This is a genomic window from Streptomyces sp. NBC_01314, from assembly GCF_041435215.1.
GTDB lineage: Bacteria > Actinomycetota > Actinomycetes > Streptomycetales > Streptomycetaceae > Streptomyces.
This window is the reverse complement of sequence record NZ_CP108394.1, coordinates 3,855,276-3,873,004: the sequence shown is the minus strand read 5'-3', so window position 1 is coordinate 3,873,004 and position 17,729 is coordinate 3,855,276. Positions and strand designations below refer to the sequence as shown.

At 71.3% G+C, this 17,729-nt stretch carries 13 protein-coding genes, 1 tRNA gene and 1 pseudogene; 9 read left to right on the top strand and 6 right to left on the bottom strand.

The genetic code is table 11. The annotated features are described in order from the left end of the window. Nucleotides 1-171: 171 nt before the first annotated feature. Both OG622_RS16865 and OG622_RS16860 read right to left on the bottom strand, forming a co-directional pair. Nucleotides 172-1,440, bottom strand: a complete 1,269-nt coding sequence (locus OG622_RS16865; protein WP_371576907.1) for a beta-ketoacyl synthase — start codon at nt 1,438-1,440, stop codon at nt 172-174. A gap of 179 nt (nt 1,441-1,619) precedes the next feature. Then, a complete protein-coding gene (locus OG622_RS16860; RefSeq protein ID WP_371576906.1) occupies nt 1,620-2,912 on the bottom strand; it encodes a lysylphosphatidylglycerol synthase domain-containing protein in 1,293 nt (430 codons plus the stop codon). 644 nt (nt 2,913-3,556) lie between these two features. On the opposite strand from OG622_RS16860, the gene OG622_RS16855 reads away from it, so the two are divergent. Together OG622_RS16855 and OG622_RS16850 are read left to right on the top strand one after the other, a co-directional pair. Further along, nucleotides 3,557-6,652, top strand: a complete 3,096-nt coding sequence (locus OG622_RS16855; protein ID WP_371576905.1) for a SpoIIE family protein phosphatase — start codon at nt 3,557-3,559, stop codon at nt 6,650-6,652. An 80-nt stretch (nt 6,653-6,732) separates the two neighbouring features. Next, complete coding sequence (locus tag OG622_RS16850) at nt 6,733-7,125, top strand: (2Fe-2S) ferredoxin domain-containing protein (RefSeq protein WP_371584117.1); 393 nt, start codon at nt 6,733-6,735, stop codon at nt 7,123-7,125. A gap of 73 nt (nt 7,126-7,198) precedes the next feature. Here the strand turns inward: OG622_RS16850 and OG622_RS16845 are convergent, their stop codons facing one another. Beyond that, nucleotides 7,199-8,674, bottom strand: a complete 1,476-nt coding sequence (locus OG622_RS16845; RefSeq protein WP_371576904.1) for a multicopper oxidase family protein — start codon at nt 8,672-8,674, stop codon at nt 7,199-7,201. Nucleotides 8,675-8,805: 131 nt separating this feature from the next. Further along, nucleotides 8,806-9,999 carry an FAD-dependent oxidoreductase gene (locus tag OG622_RS16840; RefSeq protein WP_371576903.1) on the bottom strand — a complete coding sequence of 398 codons (1,194 nt, stop codon included), beginning with the start codon at nt 9,997-9,999 and terminating at the stop codon, nt 8,806-8,808. Between the two features lie 84 nt (nt 10,000-10,083). On the opposite strand from OG622_RS16840, the gene OG622_RS16835 reads away from it, so the two are divergent. Beyond that, nucleotides 10,084-10,557 carry a MarR family transcriptional regulator gene (locus OG622_RS16835; RefSeq protein ID WP_371576902.1) on the top strand — a complete coding sequence of 158 codons (474 nt, stop codon included), beginning with the start codon at nt 10,084-10,086 and terminating at the stop codon, nt 10,555-10,557. 578 nt (nt 10,558-11,135) lie between these two features. Here the strand turns inward: OG622_RS16835 and OG622_RS16830 are convergent. Further along, nucleotides 11,136-11,414, bottom strand: a complete 279-nt coding sequence (locus OG622_RS16830) for a hypothetical protein (RefSeq protein WP_371576901.1) — start codon at nt 11,412-11,414, stop codon at nt 11,136-11,138. A gap of 136 nt (nt 11,415-11,550) precedes the next feature. Between OG622_RS16830 and OG622_RS16825 the strand changes: the two genes are divergently transcribed. From OG622_RS16825 to OG622_RS16810, 4 genes and pseudogenes are all read left to right on the top strand, one after another. Further along, entirely contained in the window at nt 11,551-12,363 is an 813-nt protein-coding gene (locus tag OG622_RS16825; protein WP_371576900.1) for an IS5 family transposase, read from the top strand. Nucleotides 12,364-12,574: 211 nt separating this feature from the next. Continuing rightward, nucleotides 12,575-14,056 carry an FG-GAP-like repeat-containing protein gene (locus tag OG622_RS16820; RefSeq protein WP_371576899.1) on the top strand — a complete coding sequence of 494 codons (1,482 nt, stop codon included), beginning with the start codon at nt 12,575-12,577 and terminating at the stop codon, nt 14,054-14,056. Nucleotides 14,057-14,170: 114 nt separating this feature from the next. Continuing rightward, nucleotides 14,171-14,317: pseudogene (locus OG622_RS16815) on the top strand (integrin alpha); the annotation flags it as partial. 175 nt (nt 14,318-14,492) lie between these two features. Further along, the gene (locus OG622_RS16810; protein ID WP_371576898.1) at nt 14,493-14,915 is read left to right on the top strand and encodes a hypothetical protein; all 423 of its coding nucleotides are present in this window, start codon (nt 14,493-14,495) and stop codon (nt 14,913-14,915) included. A gap of 218 nt (nt 14,916-15,133) precedes the next feature. Here the strand turns inward: OG622_RS16810 and OG622_RS16805 are convergent. Next, nucleotides 15,134-15,205, bottom strand: a tRNA-Arg gene (locus tag OG622_RS16805). Between the two features lie 175 nt (nt 15,206-15,380). On the opposite strand from OG622_RS16805, the gene OG622_RS16800 reads away from it, so the two are divergent. Beyond that, complete coding sequence (locus tag OG622_RS16800) at nt 15,381-15,893, top strand: response regulator (RefSeq protein WP_371576897.1); 513 nt, start codon at nt 15,381-15,383, stop codon at nt 15,891-15,893. 455 nt (nt 15,894-16,348) lie between these two features. Then, the gene (gene nrtL, locus OG622_RS16795) at nt 16,349-17,593 is read left to right on the top strand and encodes an ArgS-related anticodon-binding protein NrtL (protein ID WP_371576896.1); all 1,245 of its coding nucleotides are present in this window, start codon (nt 16,349-16,351) and stop codon (nt 17,591-17,593) included. Nucleotides 17,594-17,729: the final 136 nt, after the last annotated feature.

The window sequence follows — 17,729 nt, the reverse complement described above, 5'->3', positions numbered from 1 at the left end:
GCCGCCTCTCCGCTCTCGCTATCGCCCGCTGTCCTGCCCGGCCCTGCGCACCCTGTGACCGCCACCCCACCCCACCCCTTTTCCGCCCCCTCTCCGCCGCAGCCGTGCCCGGCCACGATGGCGGAGGTCGGCGGTGCCGGGTAGGTCGGGCCTGTCATGGGCGGTCAGGGGCTATGCCGCGCGGCGGAGGGCGAGGACCGCGTTGTGGCCGCCGAAGCCGAAGGAGTTGGTGAGGGCGAGGTCACCGTCGGGCGGGAGCGGGCGGGGGGTGGTGGTGACGAGGTCGAGGGTGATCGCGTGGTCCTGGTCGGCGCAGCCGATCGTCGGCGGGATGACGCCGTGGTGGAGGGTCAGGGCGGTGACCAGGGCTTCCACGGCACCGGCGGCCCCCTGAAGGTGCCCGAGGCTCCCCTTGAGCGCCGTGACGGGCACCCGGCGCCCCGACAGCACCGCGGCCAGTGCGTTCGCCTCCGCGAGATCGCCGTCGACCGTGGCGGTGGCGTGCGCGTTGACGTGGACGACATCGGCGGGCGACGCCGCCGCGTCCGCGAGCGCCCTGCGCAGCGCGAGTGCCACCCCCGAGCCCGACGGGTCCGGCGCCGCCATGTGATGCGCGTCGGCGGACAGTCCCCAGCCCGCCGCCTCGCAGTAGATCCGCGCACCGCGCGCCCTCGCACGGTCCTCCGCCTCCAGCAGCAGGAAACCCGCCCCCTCTGCGTTCACGAACCCGTCCCGGTCCTTCGCGAACGGTCGGGACGGGCTCCCCGCGCCGCCGTTCAGACCGTGCCGCGACAGCGCCCGCATCGCCGCGAAGGACGCCATGATCGCCGGAGTCACGACCGCCTCGGCCCCGCCCGCGAGCGCCACGTCCACCCGCCCGTACCGGATACGGTCGACCGCCTGCCCGATCGCCTCGGTACCGGAGGCACACGCACTGGTGACGGTCCGCGCCTCGCCGGTGATACCGAGGTCGAGGGAGATCTGCGACGCCGCCTGCGAGGGCACGCACATCGGCGTGGTGAGCGGCGAGACACTCCGCGGCCCTCGGTCCCGTAACTGCCGGTCGCCGGCCACGAGCACCGCCGCGTCACCGAGGATCGCCCCGGCGGACACCCCGACCCGCGCCGGATCGAGCCCACTCGCGGCCGTACCGGCGGGGTCGAACCCCCCGTCCCGCCACGCCTCCCGCGCTGCCAGCACGGCGAACCGCGCGGCGCGGTTCATCCGCCGGGCCCGGGGCCGCGGCAGCAGGTCGGCGGGATCCACCGGCACCGTCCCGGCGACCCGCACGGGTAACTCCGCGAACTCCTCCCCCTCCAACTCCCGTATCCCGCAGCGCCCTTCGAGCAACCCCTGCCACAACTCGCCCACACCCACCCCGAGCGGTGTGACCGCCCCCAGCCCCGTGACGACCACTCGCCGCCCCACCGAGTACGACATCCACCATCCCTCAGTCCGTCCGGTCCCGTTGGACCCTCTTGCCCCAGAGATGGTTCCAGCTTCAACTGCCCCCGGCCCACCGCCCGCCGCCCACTGCACTCCGTGTCGGCGGGCATGCCGACACCGGGGCCCGCGACCCGAGGGCCGTCCGGTGTCGTCATACGTACCGTCGGCCCGGCTCAGAGCACTTTCGCGCGCACCAGCGCCGAGAGGACGAGGGCGCCCGGGAGGAGGGGGAGCCAGACGGTGAGGACGCGGTAGCCGATGACGGTGGTGGTGGCGAGGGTCGCCGGCGCGCCGAAGGCGACAAGGGCGAAGACGAGCGCCGCGTCCATGGGACCGAGGCCGCCCGGCGCGGGCACGGCACCCGCGGCCGTACTGGCGACGAGGTACGCGAAGAGCATCTGCGTCCAGGACACCGGCAGCCCGAGCGAGGAGCCGACCGAGGCGACCACGGCTCCCTGGCACAGGGGAAAGGCGACGGCCCCGCCCCACAGGGAGAGCGCGCGGACGGGACAGCTGTGCACGAGCCGCGTGTCGGTGAGGGCGGAGCGCAGCCCTCCGATGAGGGGGCGCCGCAACGGTCGTACGGTCGTGACCAGGGTGACCACGGCGGCCAGGCTGACCCCGGTGATCGCACCGACCAGGGCGAGGGTCTCGCCCTTCGGGAGGAGTTCGGCCAGGCGGAGCGTGCCGGGGAAGGCGACGACGAAGGCGACGATCACCAGCGTCTTGGCCACCGGTTTGACCGCCGAGTACAGGGCGAGCGAGGACGTGGCACGGGCGAGGGGTATGTCACGGCGCCGCAGGAAGCGCAGGACGACCGCGTGGGCGCCGATGTTGCCCGGCAGCGCGTGCCCGGCGGCCCCGGCGGCGAACTGCACAGCCAGCAACTGCCCCGGCGGAAGCCGCTCCGGCACCGCGCCCTGCCGTACGCACGCGGAGGCCACCGAGCACAGCGCCGTGAAGACGACACCGGCCAGCAGCCACCGGAAGTCGGCCGACGCCAGCCGCACCGCCCCGTCATGGACCGTCCGCCAGTCGACCGCCGCCCACACCGCGAGCAGTGCCACCGGCAGCAGGGTGAGAGCGAACCGCAACCGCCGGCCGTTGACGGCCGATCGGGCGGGGAGCAGGGCCAGCACCCGGGCGGGCAGAAACGCCCCGGGGCGGGCCGGGCGGCCGCCCGCGTCCTGGCCGGGGGTGGAGACGTCGGGGGTGGAGGCGCAGGGGGAGGAGGCCGGGTCGCAGGCCGCGGTGCCGCCGGCGAGCGGTGTCGGACTCGCGAGAGGAGTGAGGGCGCAGGAGGCGTCGGAGAGCGCCTTGGTGTCAAGGCCGGGGCCCGTGGCCGTGCTCGGGACCTGGGTGAGGTCCAGGGGCCGGGCGGGGCTGGGTATCAGGGTGAGGGGGTCGGTGACCGGGGACGGGGTGGGCCGCGAGGGGCGCGGCGCGTCGAGCGGGAGCGGGAACAAAGGGCACGTCGTCCTTCCGCGTCGCGTCGGTACGGCGGGGGACCGCACTGACGGAGGCAGGGCAAGTCAAGAACGAAGGGAACCCCAGGACCGTTCCCACCCCAAATGACTCCCCGGTATGCACCACCCGAACTCCTGCCACCGTCGGAACAACGACACCGCTCCCGAACAGCGACTCTGCCCCCGAACCCCGACCGAACCCCGCCGCCCCACATGAGACACAAATCACCTCCCGGCCCACCCCGCGACCGGCTCCGCCGAGATTCCGCGGGTTGTCGGTCGACTCTGTTCCGGCTCCACCGCCCCCGGCTCCACCGCCCCGGCTTTGCCGAGATCCCCGGGCTGTCGGTCAACTCCTGTGCCCCACGCCGCTCCCAAGCCCCACGCCCCAAGCCGCTCCCAAGCCCCGCCGAGATCCCCGGGCCGTCGGTCGACCTCTGTGCCCCGCTCCACCCCCGGCTCCGCCGACATTCCCCGGTTGTAGGTCCACCCCTGTTGTGCCCCACTCGACCCCGCCCGCGGCAGCCCCTTTCACCGCTGTTGTGATGTGCGTCACCCGGGGTCTAGGGTTGTAGCGCCTGGCAGACGGCCCCGGGAGCGCGTCGGGTGGCGGTGTGCGGCGGGGCTGTCCGCAGGCGAGGGAAGTGATCCCGTTGTCCGTCTCCTGGGACGACATCGGCGGTCTCGTCGATGCCCATGAGCGCTTCCTCGCCGGCGCGCGGGTCGACTCGGATGTCCGGGACCCGGTGCTGGACTCCTGGAAGCGGTGCCGTTCCGCCGGCCTCGAACCCCACCGGCTGCTGAGCCCCTACGCGCCCGACCTCGCCCTGGAGGACCCCTTTCTGCGCGCCGCCGACCCGGTGCTCACGCAGCTCACCGCCTCCCTCGCCAACGTGAGCATGACCCTCGTGCTCTGCGACGGACAGGCCCGCATGGTCCAGCGGCACGGAGGCGACCGACAGCTCCGCACCCGCCTCGACGAGGTGAACTTCGCCCCCGGCTTCAGCGCCTCCGAGGCGGCCGCGGGCACCAACGGCGTCGGCACCGCCCTCGCCGAGCGCCAGCCCGTCTACGTCCTAGGCCGCGAACACTTCGCCGACTGCCTCTCCCCCTACGCCTGCGCCGGCGCCCCCGTGCGCAATCCGCTCAGCGGCCGCGTCGAGGCCGTCCTCGACCTCACCTGCCTGCGCGACGACGGCGACCCCACGATGCTGCGGCTCGTCCGCGAGGCCGCCCACGACATCGAGGCCGCTCTCCTGGAACAGGCCACGGAACGGGAGCGGGCCCTGCTCGCCGCGTACCGCCGGGCCGCCCGCACCGCCGCCGACACCTGGCCCCGCCAGCCCGAGCAACCGCCGTGGGCGCGGGGCGGCGACGGCCGGTACGGCGAGACCCTCGGCCACGTCGACCTGGCCGTCCTCCGCGAGAAGGCCGAGGAACTCATCGCCTCACCCCACCGCACCCTCGACGAGGTCACTCTTCCCGCCGGCCGCGTCGCCACCCTGCTCCGGCGCCCGATCATGGGCGAGTCGGGCGAGACCGGCGTGGTCATCGAGGCCCGCATCCTCGGCAGCCCCCACCTGCACCACACGCGACTGGTCACACCACCCGCGGCCCAGGCGGGGCAGCCGACCACGCCACCGCCCCCATCACCGCCACGGCCTCCGCCGCCGACCACGACACGTCCAGGACCCCCGCCCGCCCCACCCCCGACCGTCTTCCTCCGCACGGTCGCACCCCCCTCCGCGCACCCCCGACCGGCACCGACCCCGACTCAACCCACCCCGACTCAACCCAAAAAACCCGCCGGAACCACCGCTGTCGCTGCTATCACTGCTGTCACCGCCACCACCGAGACCGTCGCGACCAGCGCCCCCACCGAAACCCGCCGCGGCGCCCCTCCCACCCTTCCCCTCCCTGCCGCCCCTCCCGTACCTCTCGCCCCACCCCCCGACTCCGCCGCCGACGCCTGGCTGCTCCTCGTCGGTGAGCCGGGCGTCGGTCGGCTCGCCGTGCTCGCCCGCCGGCGCCTGGCGCTGCTGCACGACGCCGGAATCCGGATCGGCACCACCCTGGACGTCACCCGAACCGCCGAGGAGCTGACGGAAGTGGCCGTCCCCCGGTTCGCCGACTTCACGGCCGTGGACCTGCCGGTCTCCGTCCTCCTCGGGGACGAACCGGAACCCCTCGGCCCCGGTACGGCGCTGAGCCGGGTCGCGCTGGGCGCCGTACACGAGGAGTCGCATCTGTACGACGTAGGGGACCCGGTGCGGTACGTCCCCTCCACCCCGCAGGCCCGCAGCTGGGAGAGCGGGCGATCGGTGCTCGAACCCGTACTGGCGGAGTCGGGCGGCTGGCTCGCCCAGGACCCGGCCCGGCTGGAGCGCGCCCTCGCCGCCGGCATCCACTCCCTGATCACCGTCCCGCTGCGGGCGCGCGGCGCGACCCTCGGCGTCGTCAGCTTCTACCGTTCCGAGCAGCCCGCCCCGTTCGAGGACGACGACCTCTCGCTGGCCCAGGAACTGGTCGGCCGCGCGGCGATCTGCATCGACAACGCCCGCCGCTACACCCGCGAGCACAACACCGCCCTCGCCCTGCAGCGCAGCCTGCTGCCCCGCGGCCGGTCCGAGCAGAGCGCGGTCGAGGCCGCCTACCGCTACCTCCCCGCGCAGGCGGGCGTCGGCGGCGACTGGTTCGACGTCATCCCGCTCTCCGGCGCCCGCGTCGCACTGGTCGTCGGCGATGTGGTCGGTCACGGTCTGCACGCCGCCGCGACCATGGGGCGGCTGCGCACCGCCGTGCACAACTTCTGCGCCCTCGACCTGCCCCCGGAGGAACTGCTCACCCACCTCGACGACCTGGTCGGCCGCCTCGACAGGGGCGAGGGCTGGGCGGTGGAGAACACCCACCAGGACGCCGGCATCGTCGGCGCGACGTGCCTGTACGCCGTCTACGACCCGGTGTCCCGGCGCTGCGTCCTCACCCGTGCCGGGCACCCGCTGCCCGCGGTCGTCGCCCCGGACGGGACGGTGGACTTCGTCGACCTGCCCTCGGGACCCCCGCTGGGCCTCGGCGGTATGCCCTTCGAGAGCATCGAACTCGAACTGGCCGAGGGCAGCCAGCTGGTCCTCTACACCGACGGCCTGGTCGAGGACCGGCACCGCGACATCGACACCGGTTTGGACCAGCTCCGTACCGTCCTGACCTGCCCCGACCGTGCCCCCGAGGACACCTGTGAGGCGGTCCTCGACGCCCTGCTTCCGGCCCGGCCGGGCGACGACGTGGCCCTCCTCGTCGCCCGTACCCGCGCCCTGGGCCCGGAGCGGGTCGCCCAGTGGGACCTGCCCAGCGACCCGGCCGTCGTCTCCCGCGCCCGCGTGGCCGTCACCGAGCAACTGGCCGCCTGGGGCCTGGACGAACTGGCCTTCACCACCGAGCTGGTGGCCAGCGAACTCGTCACCAACGCCATCCGCCACGCCACCGGCCCGGTCCAGCTCCGCCTTCTCCGCGACCGCGCCCTGATCTGCGAGGTCTACGACGGCAGCGGCACCTCGCCCCGGCTGCGCCGCGCCCGCACCGAGGACGAGGGCGGCCGCGGCCTCTTCCTCGTGGCCCAGCTCACCGAACGCTGGGGCACCCGCTACACCCCCGACGGCAAGACCATCTGGACCGAACAGCCCTTGCCCCGGCCGCCGAAAGCCCCTGGTGACGGGATGGGTAGGGGCGGCGGGGGCGAGTAAACTCCCCCGCGACAACGACCGTTCACCACCTCGTGAGGCCACCGGATGACGCCCCCCACCCGCACCCGCCCGACACCCCGGTGACCCCACAACGACCGAACGGGCACTCAACACAGTCGAACGGGTACTCAACCACCCCTTGCCGAGTAACGGTCTGCCGAGACTGCTGCTGCGGCACCCCCAAACTCCCCGGCGTGGACCACGAGGCCCAGACGGCCCGCCTCCAAGCCCTCGTTCCCACCCGGATCGCCACCTGCCTGGACGCCTGCGACCAGGCCAACGTGATCGTGATCCAACCCTCCTCCACCGCCCGGGCCGCCGGCGCCCGCCCCGTCTGGCTGGGCCTGGTCAACGACCCCGACGCCACCGAGGACATAGCCACCTGGGTCCGATCCGGCGGCCCGGGCATCACCCCCATGCCTCCCATCCTCGACCTCTACGTCTTCACCCCACCCAGCCGCCGCCCCACCTGACGGCTCCCGCAGCACCGCCGCCCTCCGAACGCGACGACCGCGACCGCGGCGCCTCCGCCGCCGGACGGAGACGTCAATCGTGCGCGTCGTGGCCGGGGCCCCGGGCCCGTTGCCCTTTCTCCACGACCACGAACTGGCCCATCATCCCCACGTCCTCGTGGTAGAGCAGATGGCAGTGGTACATGTACGGCGTGTCCGGGTCGGCCGGGCCGTCGAAGCGAAGAGCCAGCTTCATCGTCGTCCCGTTCGGCACGAAGACCGTGTCCTTGGCACCCCGCAGATGTGGCGGCGGTGCCTTGCCGTTCACCCGCAGCACCCGGAACTGAACGTCATGGACGTGGAAGTTGTGTGGCACACCGTCGTCGTTGCGGACGGTCCAGATCTCGGTCGTGCCCCGGACGACCGTTTCGTCGGTTCGGTCCATTGCCATGGTCCGGCCGTTGATGCCGGACACCCTGAGGTCGAAGTCCCGGCCGCCTGTCGCCTGCGAGCCGTCCGGCACCTCCAACGCAACGAGCGACGAAGGAAGTTCGGGTGAGGGCCGGAGCCTTGCCGCAGCCCTCAGTTCCAGCACGTCGAAGGAGTCGTCGCCGCCGGAGAACCGGGTGCTCCACGCTTCGCCGTAGTCCTGCGTATAGCTGCGCAGCACCACGCGCTCGCCGGGCGTCATCCGTACGACGGTCTCGGCTCGTTCACCCGGCGACAGCTGCAGACGGGTCATCGGCTCCGGTCGCGGCAGCAGCCCACCGTCGGTCGCCACCTGGACGAAGCGGCGGTTGTCGTCGAACCCGAAGGCGTAGATCCGGGACACGGAGGCGTTGAGCAGGCGTAGCCGCACCAGCTCGTCCTTCACCTCCCGGTACGGTTCCAGAGTGCCGTTGACCATGGTGCGGTCCCCGAGGAACCCGACGGCCTGCATCAGCCCGCGCCCACGGTCGAACTCCGTCCCGTCGAACTTCACGTCCTGCACGATGACCGGCAGGTCGTCGACGCCGTACCTCCTCGGCAGTGGCAGCACCGCGGACCGGTCGTCGTCGACGAGGAACAGGCCGGCCAGCCCGCGCTGCACATGACTCTGCGTCCGCCCGTGCGGGTGAGGGTGATACCAGAGCGTGGCAGCGGGCTGGTCGATCTCCCAGTGCGGAGCCCAGGTGCGGCCGGGCAGCACCGTCTGATGGGGTCCGCCGTCCATGCGCGCGGGCACGTGCATTCCGTGCCAGTGCACGGTCGAGGGCTCGTCAAGGCGGTTGTGGACGCGGACTTCCACCTTGTCGCCGCGACGGGCGCGCAGCGTGGGGCCCAGGTGACTTCCGTTGAATCCCCAGGTGGGAGTCCGCAGGCCGGCCCTGAACTCCGTCTCGCCCGCTTGCATCCGCAGATCGAAGACCTTGGTGCCGTCCGCCTTCACCCGCGAGGGCTCGGCGAGCGGTGGTACGGCGAGCTCGTTGCGGAAGGAAGTGCTGCCCACCGTGCTGGTGTCCGCGGTGGTCCACAGCCACACGAAGCTTCCGCCCAGGGCCGTCAGCAGCACGCATGCGAGCGCGCTCACGCCGACGAGTACCCGTCGGACGGTCCGCCGCCCACCGCGCCTGCCCGATGTCCTGAGCTCCGCCTCCACCTCTGCCCTCGGCTTCGCCTCCGCCGGGCCTCGACGGCCCCGGGCGGCCGGTGCACCGGGCATCAGGCGGCTACCCGACGGTTCCAGTCGATGTGGTGGTCGTACATCCAGGCATGCGACTTGGGGTTGGCGAACAGTTTGAGCGCGACGGGCATCATGAGATCGCGGAAGACCCGGGCGACGGGGCCCGCGGTCTTGCTGGCGGAAAGGGATTTGGAGTAGGCCACCACTTTCTCCACGCGGGGCCTCCGCAGTCGCTCGTACGTGGTGTAGGCAGTGGTGAGATCGGGCGCGTCCCGCAGACACTGGGCGAGCACGACGGCGTCTTCCAATGCCATCGAGGCGCCCTGGCCGGCGGAGGGGGAGGTGGCGTGCACGGCGTCACCGATCAACGCGACGGGCCCGCGGTGCCAGACCGGGCTGGTCGGAATGTCGTGCACCGGGTAGACGCCGACGTCTCCGGTGGAGCTGTCGAGGATTCGCCGGATGAGGGGCATGTCGTCGGCGAAGAGGTCGCTCAGCCGGCGCCGCCACTGGTCGGGCGTCGCCGCGCTCAACTCCTGCCGGCTCGGCTCGCCGGGCTGGTGCAGGTTCGCGAACCAGTAGGTCTCGCCCGACTCCCGGATCAGGTAACCGAAGAAGGCCCGCTTGCCGAAGACGAGGTGTTGCGTGCCGGTCGTGGGGGCCAGCCCGGTGCCGCGGCTGTACCCGCCGACGCTGAGGAGCCCGGTGAAGCGCGGGGCCGACGCCTCGGGGTCGAGCAGGCGCCGGGTACGGGAGTGGATGCCGTCGGCGCCGATGAGGAGGTCACCGGTGACCTCGGTACCGTCGGTGAACCGTGCGGCGACGCCGGTGGGCGGCGTCCGGTAGGAGTCGAGGCGTTTGCCGTACTCGATGGCTATACCGCGGGCGCGGACCTCTTCGCGCAGCACCTTCAGGATCTCGCCGCGCCGGACGCAGACGCTCACCGAACCGTCCGGGTGTGCGGTTCCGTTGGCCACCTCGCCGAGCCGCTTCCCCGTGCCGCTCCACATGATCATGCGCGGGATGGGGACCCCGTCGGCCTGGTGGGCGAGGTCGATGTCGATGGCCCGCAGTGCGCCGAGGCCGTTGGAGGCGGTGTTCAGGAACAACCCCGCGTAGTCGGCGGGCCGGCTGTACGCCTCGAAGACCACCGGTTCGATACCGGCCCGCCGTAAGGCCAGGGCCGTGGTCAGGCCGCCGATTCCGCCGCCGATGAGCAATGCCTTCGTCATTGTGACCTCCGCCGCCGACTGATAGCATGGTTACAGTCAGTTATTTAGTTCGGTCGAACGAAATATATGGAGAGGGTGGCCCGAGTGTCAAGGGACACGGATCGACGCGGTGAGCTGCTTGCCGCACTTCACCGAGCGGGCCGTGAGCACAGCAACGCCGCGGTGATGTTCCATGCCGCCGTCGGCGCGCGCATGGGGCTGGGTCTCACCGAGGAGAAGACTCTCGACCTGCTGGAACGGGAGAGGGCGCTGACCGCGGGTGAGATCGCCGCGAGAACCGGACTGGCGCCCGCGTCGGTGAGCGGATTGATCGACCGGTTGGAACGCAAGGGATTCGTCCGTCGGGTGCGTGACCGCGACGACGGTCGCCGGGTGATCGTCGAGATCGACCAGGAACACGTGGCGAGCTTCGGCGATCTTTTCGCGACCTTCGTCGCCGGCCTGGAAGCGCTCTATGCCGACTACTCCGAAGAGCAACTCGGCCTGATCCTCGACTTCCTGCTCCGATCGGCCACCATCCAGCGCGAGGCCACCAGCGAGGTGACCGGGCCCACGTGACAACCACCGGTACGCGGAAGGCCGTCCAGCGGTGTCGGCCGACCTCCGCACGCCCTGGACGCCCACGCCGACCGGCCGGAGCCATGAGAACAGGCTCCCGCAGCCGGACAGAACAACCGCAGGACAGCCCAGCAGGACGTCAGTCAGTGCCCGAGCCACAGCCACCGGAACCTGAGTACCAGCATCAATGTCAGTGCCTGCGGCTATGGTCTCAGGCGCGTGGTCGGCTTCCGGGGGTTCCAGCTCCGAAAGGAATGGTTGCATCCCCGGCCTGTCTGGGGGCGGCCCGGAGACACGTCCGGGACCTAACCGACGGCCGGGCTTCGTCGATGGCCAGCGGATGACCTGCCAGCGCCGACCGCGCACCACTTCTCGCGCGGGCCGAGGGAAGGCGCACGCTTTCCGACTGTGGTGGTGGGGTGTTGGGCTGGGTGCAGGATCGTTCACCTGGGTTCATAGGCGGCTGGGCGTCGGCGTTGCAATGGCTTCGGGGCTCGTCTGAACGGCCGTGAACGGCGCTGAATGAGACGGAGAACTGAGCCGGGCATTGCCGTCCAGCCGGTACAGGTTCCGTCGGGCTACAGGCCGCGAAGGGCCTCGTAGAGGTCGTTGTAGGTGCTCCAGCAGGTGATGCTGCCGTCGTCGTTCAGGCTGCCCATGTACCAGTCGTCGTCGTTGGCAGCTTTCACCAGACAGAGTTCGTGGAATCCCAGGACGATCTCGGGGTGGAGCCGCTCGCTCTGTGCCGGCCAGCCTGTCACGGCGCGATCGGTGTCGAGAGGCGTGGCCTCCCGGTCGCCGGAGATCTTGCGGATCTTCTCCAGGGTCCAACCTGCCGGTAGTTGTCTGCCTGCCATCCAATGATGATGGCAGCCACCACACGCGCCGAGTGCGGCACGGCTTCTCAGAGCACCGCTTCAGGGGTCCTTGCAGAAAGATCGTGTTGTGGCACGGTGGAGATGTACGTGATCCCGTCTTTTGTGGGGTGTGACCATGGCGCGGCGGAAGCCGTGGGAGGTCAGTGACGAGTTGTGGGCGGTGATCGAGCCGCTGTTGCCGAAGCATGAGCGGCGGTTCCGGTACCCGGGGCGCAAGCGGATCGATGACCGCAGGACGCTCCAGGGTGTGCTGTTCGTCCTGTACACAGGTGTCCAGTGGGAGTTCCTGCCGCAGGAGTTGGGGTTCGGTTCCGGTCCTACCTGCTGGCGGCGGCTGGCCGAGTGGCAGGAGGCCGGGGTGTGGGAGGAGCTCCAGCGGGTGCTGCTGGACGGGTTGCGGGCGGCGGACCGTCTCGACTTCTCCCGCGCCACCATCGACGCCTCTCATGTGCAGGCCAAGCGGGGGCGAAGCAGCCCAAAAGTCGGTCCGAGCCCGGTTGACCGCGCCCGGCCTGGCTCGAAGCATCACGTGCTGACCGACGCCCGCGGCACTCCACTGCGGGTGTCGCTGACCGGCGGTCACCGCCACGATGTCACCCAGCTCCTGCCACTCGTCGACGGGCTGCCGCCGGTGCGGGGCAAGCGGGGCCGGCCCCGGCGCAAGCCCCGCACGTTATACGCCGACCGCGGCTACGACTACGACATCTACCGCCGCCGCCTGCGCGAGCGCGGCATCACCCCGAAGATCGCCCGACGGGGCCGGCCACACGGCTCGGGCCTGGGCAAGGTCCGATGGGTCGCCGAGTCCGCCATCGCCTGGCTCCATGGCCCTCGCCGCCTGCGAATCCGGTGGGAAGTACGCGACGACATGCACGACGCCTTCCTTCAACTCGCCCACTGCATGACACTCGCCCGCAAGCACCCCTAAGAGGTCCCAGGCGCCCCACAGGTTCCATCCACCCCGGAAATTCGTCGAATTCCCTGGAGTCCCGTACAACCCTCCCCCACCCCTATCGGTCTCCTGTTCGCCAACTTCCCTGTGAACGCCCGGCCAACCCTGGGTGAACACGGATAGGAAGGGCACCCCATTGACTGCGGGACGTCTGCCAGACGTGCCGCATGCAGCAGGAGATTCCCGCATGCACACGCATCTGCGACTCGCCCTCGCGACGGCCTCCGCGGTCGCGCTGACCGGCGGTCTGCTCACCTTCTCGACCGTGACGGCGACGGCGGCCGACGCTGCCACGGTCCCGCAGGCCGACTTCAACAACGACGGCTTCGGCGATGTCGCCTTCTCGGCCTCCGGCGCCTACGTGAACGGCAAGAGGGCCGCCGGACAGCTCGTCGTCCTCTACGGCACCGCCACCGGTGTCTCGTTCGCCGAGCGCACCGTCCTCAGCCAGAACAGCTCGGGGGTCCCCGGGAGCGCCGAGACCGGCGACTGGTTCGGCGCGGTCACCGCGTACGGCGACTTCAACGGCGACGGCTACGACGACCTCGCGGCCTCGGCCCCCTTCGAGAAGGTGGGCGAGGACGGCGACGGCGGCACGGTCGTGGTGCTGTGGGGCTCGGCGAAGGGCCTCTCGGGCAGCAAGAGCGTCACCATCGCCGACGCGGCCGCCTCGTCCCACGACCGCTGGGGCAAGAACCTCGCCGCGGGCGACTTCGACGGCGACGGAACGGACGACCTGGTCGTGGGCAACACGTCCAGCACCCTGTACGTCCTCAAGGGCGGCATCAGCTCCAAAGGGACGGCGGTGGGCGGCGGTTACAAGGTCAAGCCCCCGATCCAGTCCGGCTCCCCCTCGATGGGCCCGCTCAACATCCACGCGGGAGACATCAACGGCGACCAGAAGACCGACCTGATCGTCGACGGCTACGAGACCGACACCGACCGGGGCTGGAACACGAACTACTTCGTGCCCGGCACCGCGAGCGGCCTGAACGCGTCGTCCGCGACCACCCTGAAGGCGGGCGTGATCACCGCGATCGGCGACGTCAACGGCGACAGGTACGGCGACATCGTCACGGGGGCGGGCTGGAACAACACGCTGCCCGACGGTACGACGATCCCGGGCGGCGCGCTGGGCGGCAAGGTGAACGTCACATACGGCACCTCGTCCGGCCCCGGCTCCACGACGGGTTTCACCCAGGAGTCCGGCAACGTGCCCGGTGAGTCGGAGAAGGACGACAGCTTCGGCTACGAGCTGGACCTTGGTGACGTCAACGGCGACGGCTATCAGGACCTGATCGTCGGCACCCCCGGCGAGGACATCTCCGGTGTCACCGACGCCGGTTCGCTCACCGTCCTCTTCGGCTCGGCAAGCGGCATCAACCTTTCCTCCGGCACCCAGTACTTCACCCAGAACACGGCCGGCGTCCCCGACACGGCCGAGAAGGGCGAAACGCTCGGCATCGAGGTGAAGCTCGACGACGTCAACGGCGACGGCAAGGCGGACCTGCTGGCGGGCTCGTACGAGAACAGCGGCAACGGCTCGGTGCTCTACCTGCCGTCCAACGGCACGAAGATCACCACATCGGGCGGCCACACCGTCAGCCCGAGCACCTCGGGCGTCTCCACGACGGGTGCCCCGGAGTTCGGCGCGAACTTCGCGAACTGACCCGTCCGGTCCCTCCGCTCCCTCCTCTCGCCAGGGCCCGCGTCCAGCGCGGACGCGGGCCTTCGCCTCCTCCTTCGCGGCCCCCGCGGTGCACTCCTCCGACTCGACGGCGACGGCTACCGCGACCTGGCGATCGGCGCGCCCGGCGCCCCGGTCGGCGGCACGTCGAAGGCCGGCGCGGTGTCGGTGGTCCACGGCACCTCCACCGGCCCCGACACCTCCGAGCGCGAGCTCCGAGGGACGCCAAGGCGGAGGACCTGATGGTCACGGCCCCGGGCGAGAACCCGGTGCCTGAGCCGGTTCTCTCAGGAGGTCCCGGCCTTCCTCGCGGGAGCTGTGGGGAACCCCAGGGGTTGACCCTCGCCTGGGTGGCCTGTCAGTGCCGTCTCTTACTCTCCGTTCCTGAGTGAACAGTTCGAATGGAAAGAGGATGCGGATGGGCGGCGACGCATGGACCCACACGGGCCCGTATCAGCGTGATCTGGCGGCCGCGTTCCGGCAGGCTCAGGAAGACGAGCTGGCGCGGGACAACCACGGCTTCGAGGGCCGGTCCGTCGAGCAACTGTGGCGCGACCCGGAGTGGCAGGAGTACATCTTCACCGGAGGCACGAGCACCGTGCTGGACTTTCCTCTCATGATCGAGGCCGCGGACACCGACGATGGTCCGTTCATGCGGCCGCTGACCGATGATGAGGTGCGTGGGTGGGCTCCTCACGGCCGGCCCACCTACGAGGAGTGGGACGCCGCTCTCGATTCCGAGCAGTTGGACTTCCCCGGCCGCGCCCAGGGGAACTGCACGGTGCTCTACCGCGACGGCAGGCCCGCACAAATCGGTTACTGGGGGGTCACCGCCGATTAGGAGGGAACCGCTACCGACTCGCGACGTGGTCCCTGCGTCTGACCCGGGCCACATCGATTTGCGGGGCTCACCTGGTGTGATGCTTCAAGATCCCGTCCACGCCTCGTCCACAGACGCCGACATACGGCCGCTCCGAGCGGCGTACGGCTGCACATACGCGAAGACCCCGTTCTCAGCTAAAGCGCTGATGGCGGGGTCTTTGGGCACCTCATACAAGGTGCCCCCGGCAGGATTCGAACCTGCGCACACGGCTCCGGAGGCCGTTGCTCTATCCCCTGAGCTACGGGGGCGTGTCGGGCGCCTTGTTCGGCGGCGACGGGTAGAACCCTACCAGCTCTCCGAGGGAGATCATGAACGGCTTTTTGCGGGTGTGGAAGGTGGGGTTGAGCTGGGGGAGACCGCCCGCAGGGGGTGGAAGTGGGGAAAACCCGGACGCGGCGGTGGGGGCGGACCTACTCTCGAGTTGTGCCAGGCGCGTCCGGCCGGGTGCTTGTTGTAGACGACAACAAGGTCATCCGGCAGCTGATCAGGGTCAATCTCGAGCTGGAGGGCTTCGAGGTGGTGACCGCGGCCGATGGTGCCGAGTGCCTGGACGTGGTTCATCAGGTGCGGCCCGACCTCATCACCCTCGACGTGGTCATGCCCCGCCTCGACGGCCTCCGTACCGCCGCTCGACTCCATGGCGACCCGCGAACGCGAGGCATTCCGCTCGCCATCATCAGCGCCTGTTCGCAGTACGAGGTCGAGGCCGGGCTCGACGTCGGTGTCGACGCGTTCCTTGCCAAGCCCTTCGAGCCGACCGAACTCGTCGCCCTCGTACGGCAGTTGGTGGAGCGAAGGAATGCCGGGGGCGGCGAGGCCGTGTCGTATGGGCTCGGAGCCGATGACCCGACCCGAGCCGGAGCCCCAGCCAGTGGGACCGGCGGCGGGAGCGAGTACACCGAGCACGCGGAGCGCGCCGGCCGAAGCGGAAGCTGACTCAGGACTCCGGGGACCTCCGGGGACCTCAGGGGACCTAGGAAAGACCTAGGAAATCTCAGGGACCTCACGGACTTCCGGGACCTCACGGACTTCCGGGACCCCGGGACCCCGGGACCCCGGGACCCCGGGACCCCGGGACCCCGGGGCCTCGGGGACCTTGGGCCCCGCTCTCCGGCGCCTTCCGCTGTGCCCCACGGCACGCCAACCCCCGGCCGACCCAGCCCGCCACCACCGGCGCATCGCAACCCTCACCGTGGCGTCCTGTCGCCCCTCCCCCAACGCCCCTTCCCCTCCCCCCAGCGTCACCCATCCCTCCCCGGTGACCTCCCAGCCCTCCCCCAGCAACCTCCCAGCCCCACCCAGGCGTCCAGTCGCCTCCACCCCGTCCACATGTCGGACCCCGAGGTAAACCGGCTCGCATACCCACCCCCCTCCTCCCATACGCTTGTCCCGTGACCCCCGTCGAGCTCTCCCGTACCGTGCTGCGCGCGGTGCGTCGTGCTGTGGACGACGGGGAGCTGAGCGTGGCGGTGCCCGTACGTGCCGTGGTGACTCCGCCGGGGCCCGGAGGGAGCGGGGACTACGCGACGAACATCGCGTTGCAGCTGGCCCGGCCCGCAGGGCGGCCGCCGCTGCAGGTCGCCGAGATACTGCGGCCCCACCTCAGCCGCACCGAGGGCGTCGCCGCCGTCGAGATCACCGGCCCCGGGTTCCTCAACATCCACCTCGAACGGGCCGCCGTCACCGCACTGGTACGGCGGATCCAAGGAGCCGAGGGCACCCGAGACGGCCAGAGCGCCGATCCCCTTCCGTACGGCCACAGCGACACCCTCGCCGGGCAGGTCGTCCGGCTGCGGATCCCGTACGACATCCGTGCGGAAGTCCTCGCCGACGCGCTCGTACGGATTGTCGCCAGCCAGGGTGGCCGCGTAGAGGTCGATCACATCCGGCCCCAGGCCGCCGACCAGGTCAACGACCCCGGCGACTCCGACCAGCCTCGCGACCCTGGTCCGCCCCGTGCCCCTGCCGATCCCGGTCCGCCCGGTGCCCCTGCCGATCCGGGTCGGACCCGTAACCCTGCCGATCCGGGTCGGACCAGTGGCCCGGCCACGGCCGTCGGCCCCGACGCACCCATCGACCTGCGCCCCGTCCCCGCCCCGGAAGACCCCACCCCCCTCGGCCCCGACGCACTCCGCTGGGCGCTCCTGCATCCGGCCGTCCACGATCGTCCCCGGATCACCGCGGACCTCCTCGTGCAGCGGGCCGGAAACCCCCTCTTCCGGGTCCGCTACGCCCACGCCCGAGCCCGCGCGCTCACCCGCAACGCCGCAGCCCTCGGCTTCACCAGCACCCCGGGCACCCTGCACACCCCGGACCCTGCGGACACCCCGAACACGCCCCTCACGCGCCCCCTTCCCCTCACCACCCCCGACGTCACCACCCCCCTCATCACCGCCCTCACCGCATACCCCTCTGCCCTCGCCCGAGCGGCCACGCACCGCGCCCCCGATCGTCTCGCCCGGCACCTGGTCGTCCTCGCCGACGCCCTGCTCGCCTTCCAGTACACGGTGCTGCCGCGCGGCGACGAGAAACCCTCGGCCGCCCACCGCGCCCGGCTGGCGCTTGCCGAAGCCGCCGGGACGGTGCTGGCCGGCGGCCTGTCCCTGCTCGGCATCGACGCACCCGAATACCTCTGAGTGGGCCGCGGAGCTCAAGGAGCAGACAGCCGACAGCCGAAGCCGACAGCCGACAGCGGAAGCAGACAGCCGAAGCCGACGCCGAAGTCCTCAAGCCCGAAGCCTCGCGCGCAATGCCAGAGATTCCACAGAAAGT

Excerpts from the sequence above, each read along its gene's own strand:
- OG622_RS16820 (WP_371576899.1), top strand. The coding sequence starts at position 12,575 with ATGCACACGCATCTGCGACTCGCCCTCGCGACGGCCTCCGCGGTCGCG.
- OG622_RS16865 (WP_371576907.1), bottom strand. The coding sequence starts at position 1,440 with ATGTCGTACTCGGTGGGGCGGCGAGTGGTCGTCACGGGGCTGGGGGCG.
- OG622_RS16840 (WP_371576903.1), bottom strand. The coding sequence starts at position 9,999 with ATGACGAAGGCATTGCTCATCGGCGGCGGAATCGGCGGCCTGACCACG.
- OG622_RS16810 (WP_371576898.1), top strand. The coding sequence starts at position 14,493 with ATGGGCGGCGACGCATGGACCCACACGGGCCCGTATCAGCGTGATCTG.
- OG622_RS16825 (WP_371576900.1), top strand. The coding sequence starts at position 11,551 with ATGGCGCGGCGGAAGCCGTGGGAGGTCAGTGACGAGTTGTGGGCGGTG.
- OG622_RS16830 (WP_371576901.1), bottom strand. The coding sequence starts at position 11,414 with ATGGCAGGCAGACAACTACCGGCAGGTTGGACCCTGGAGAAGATCCGC.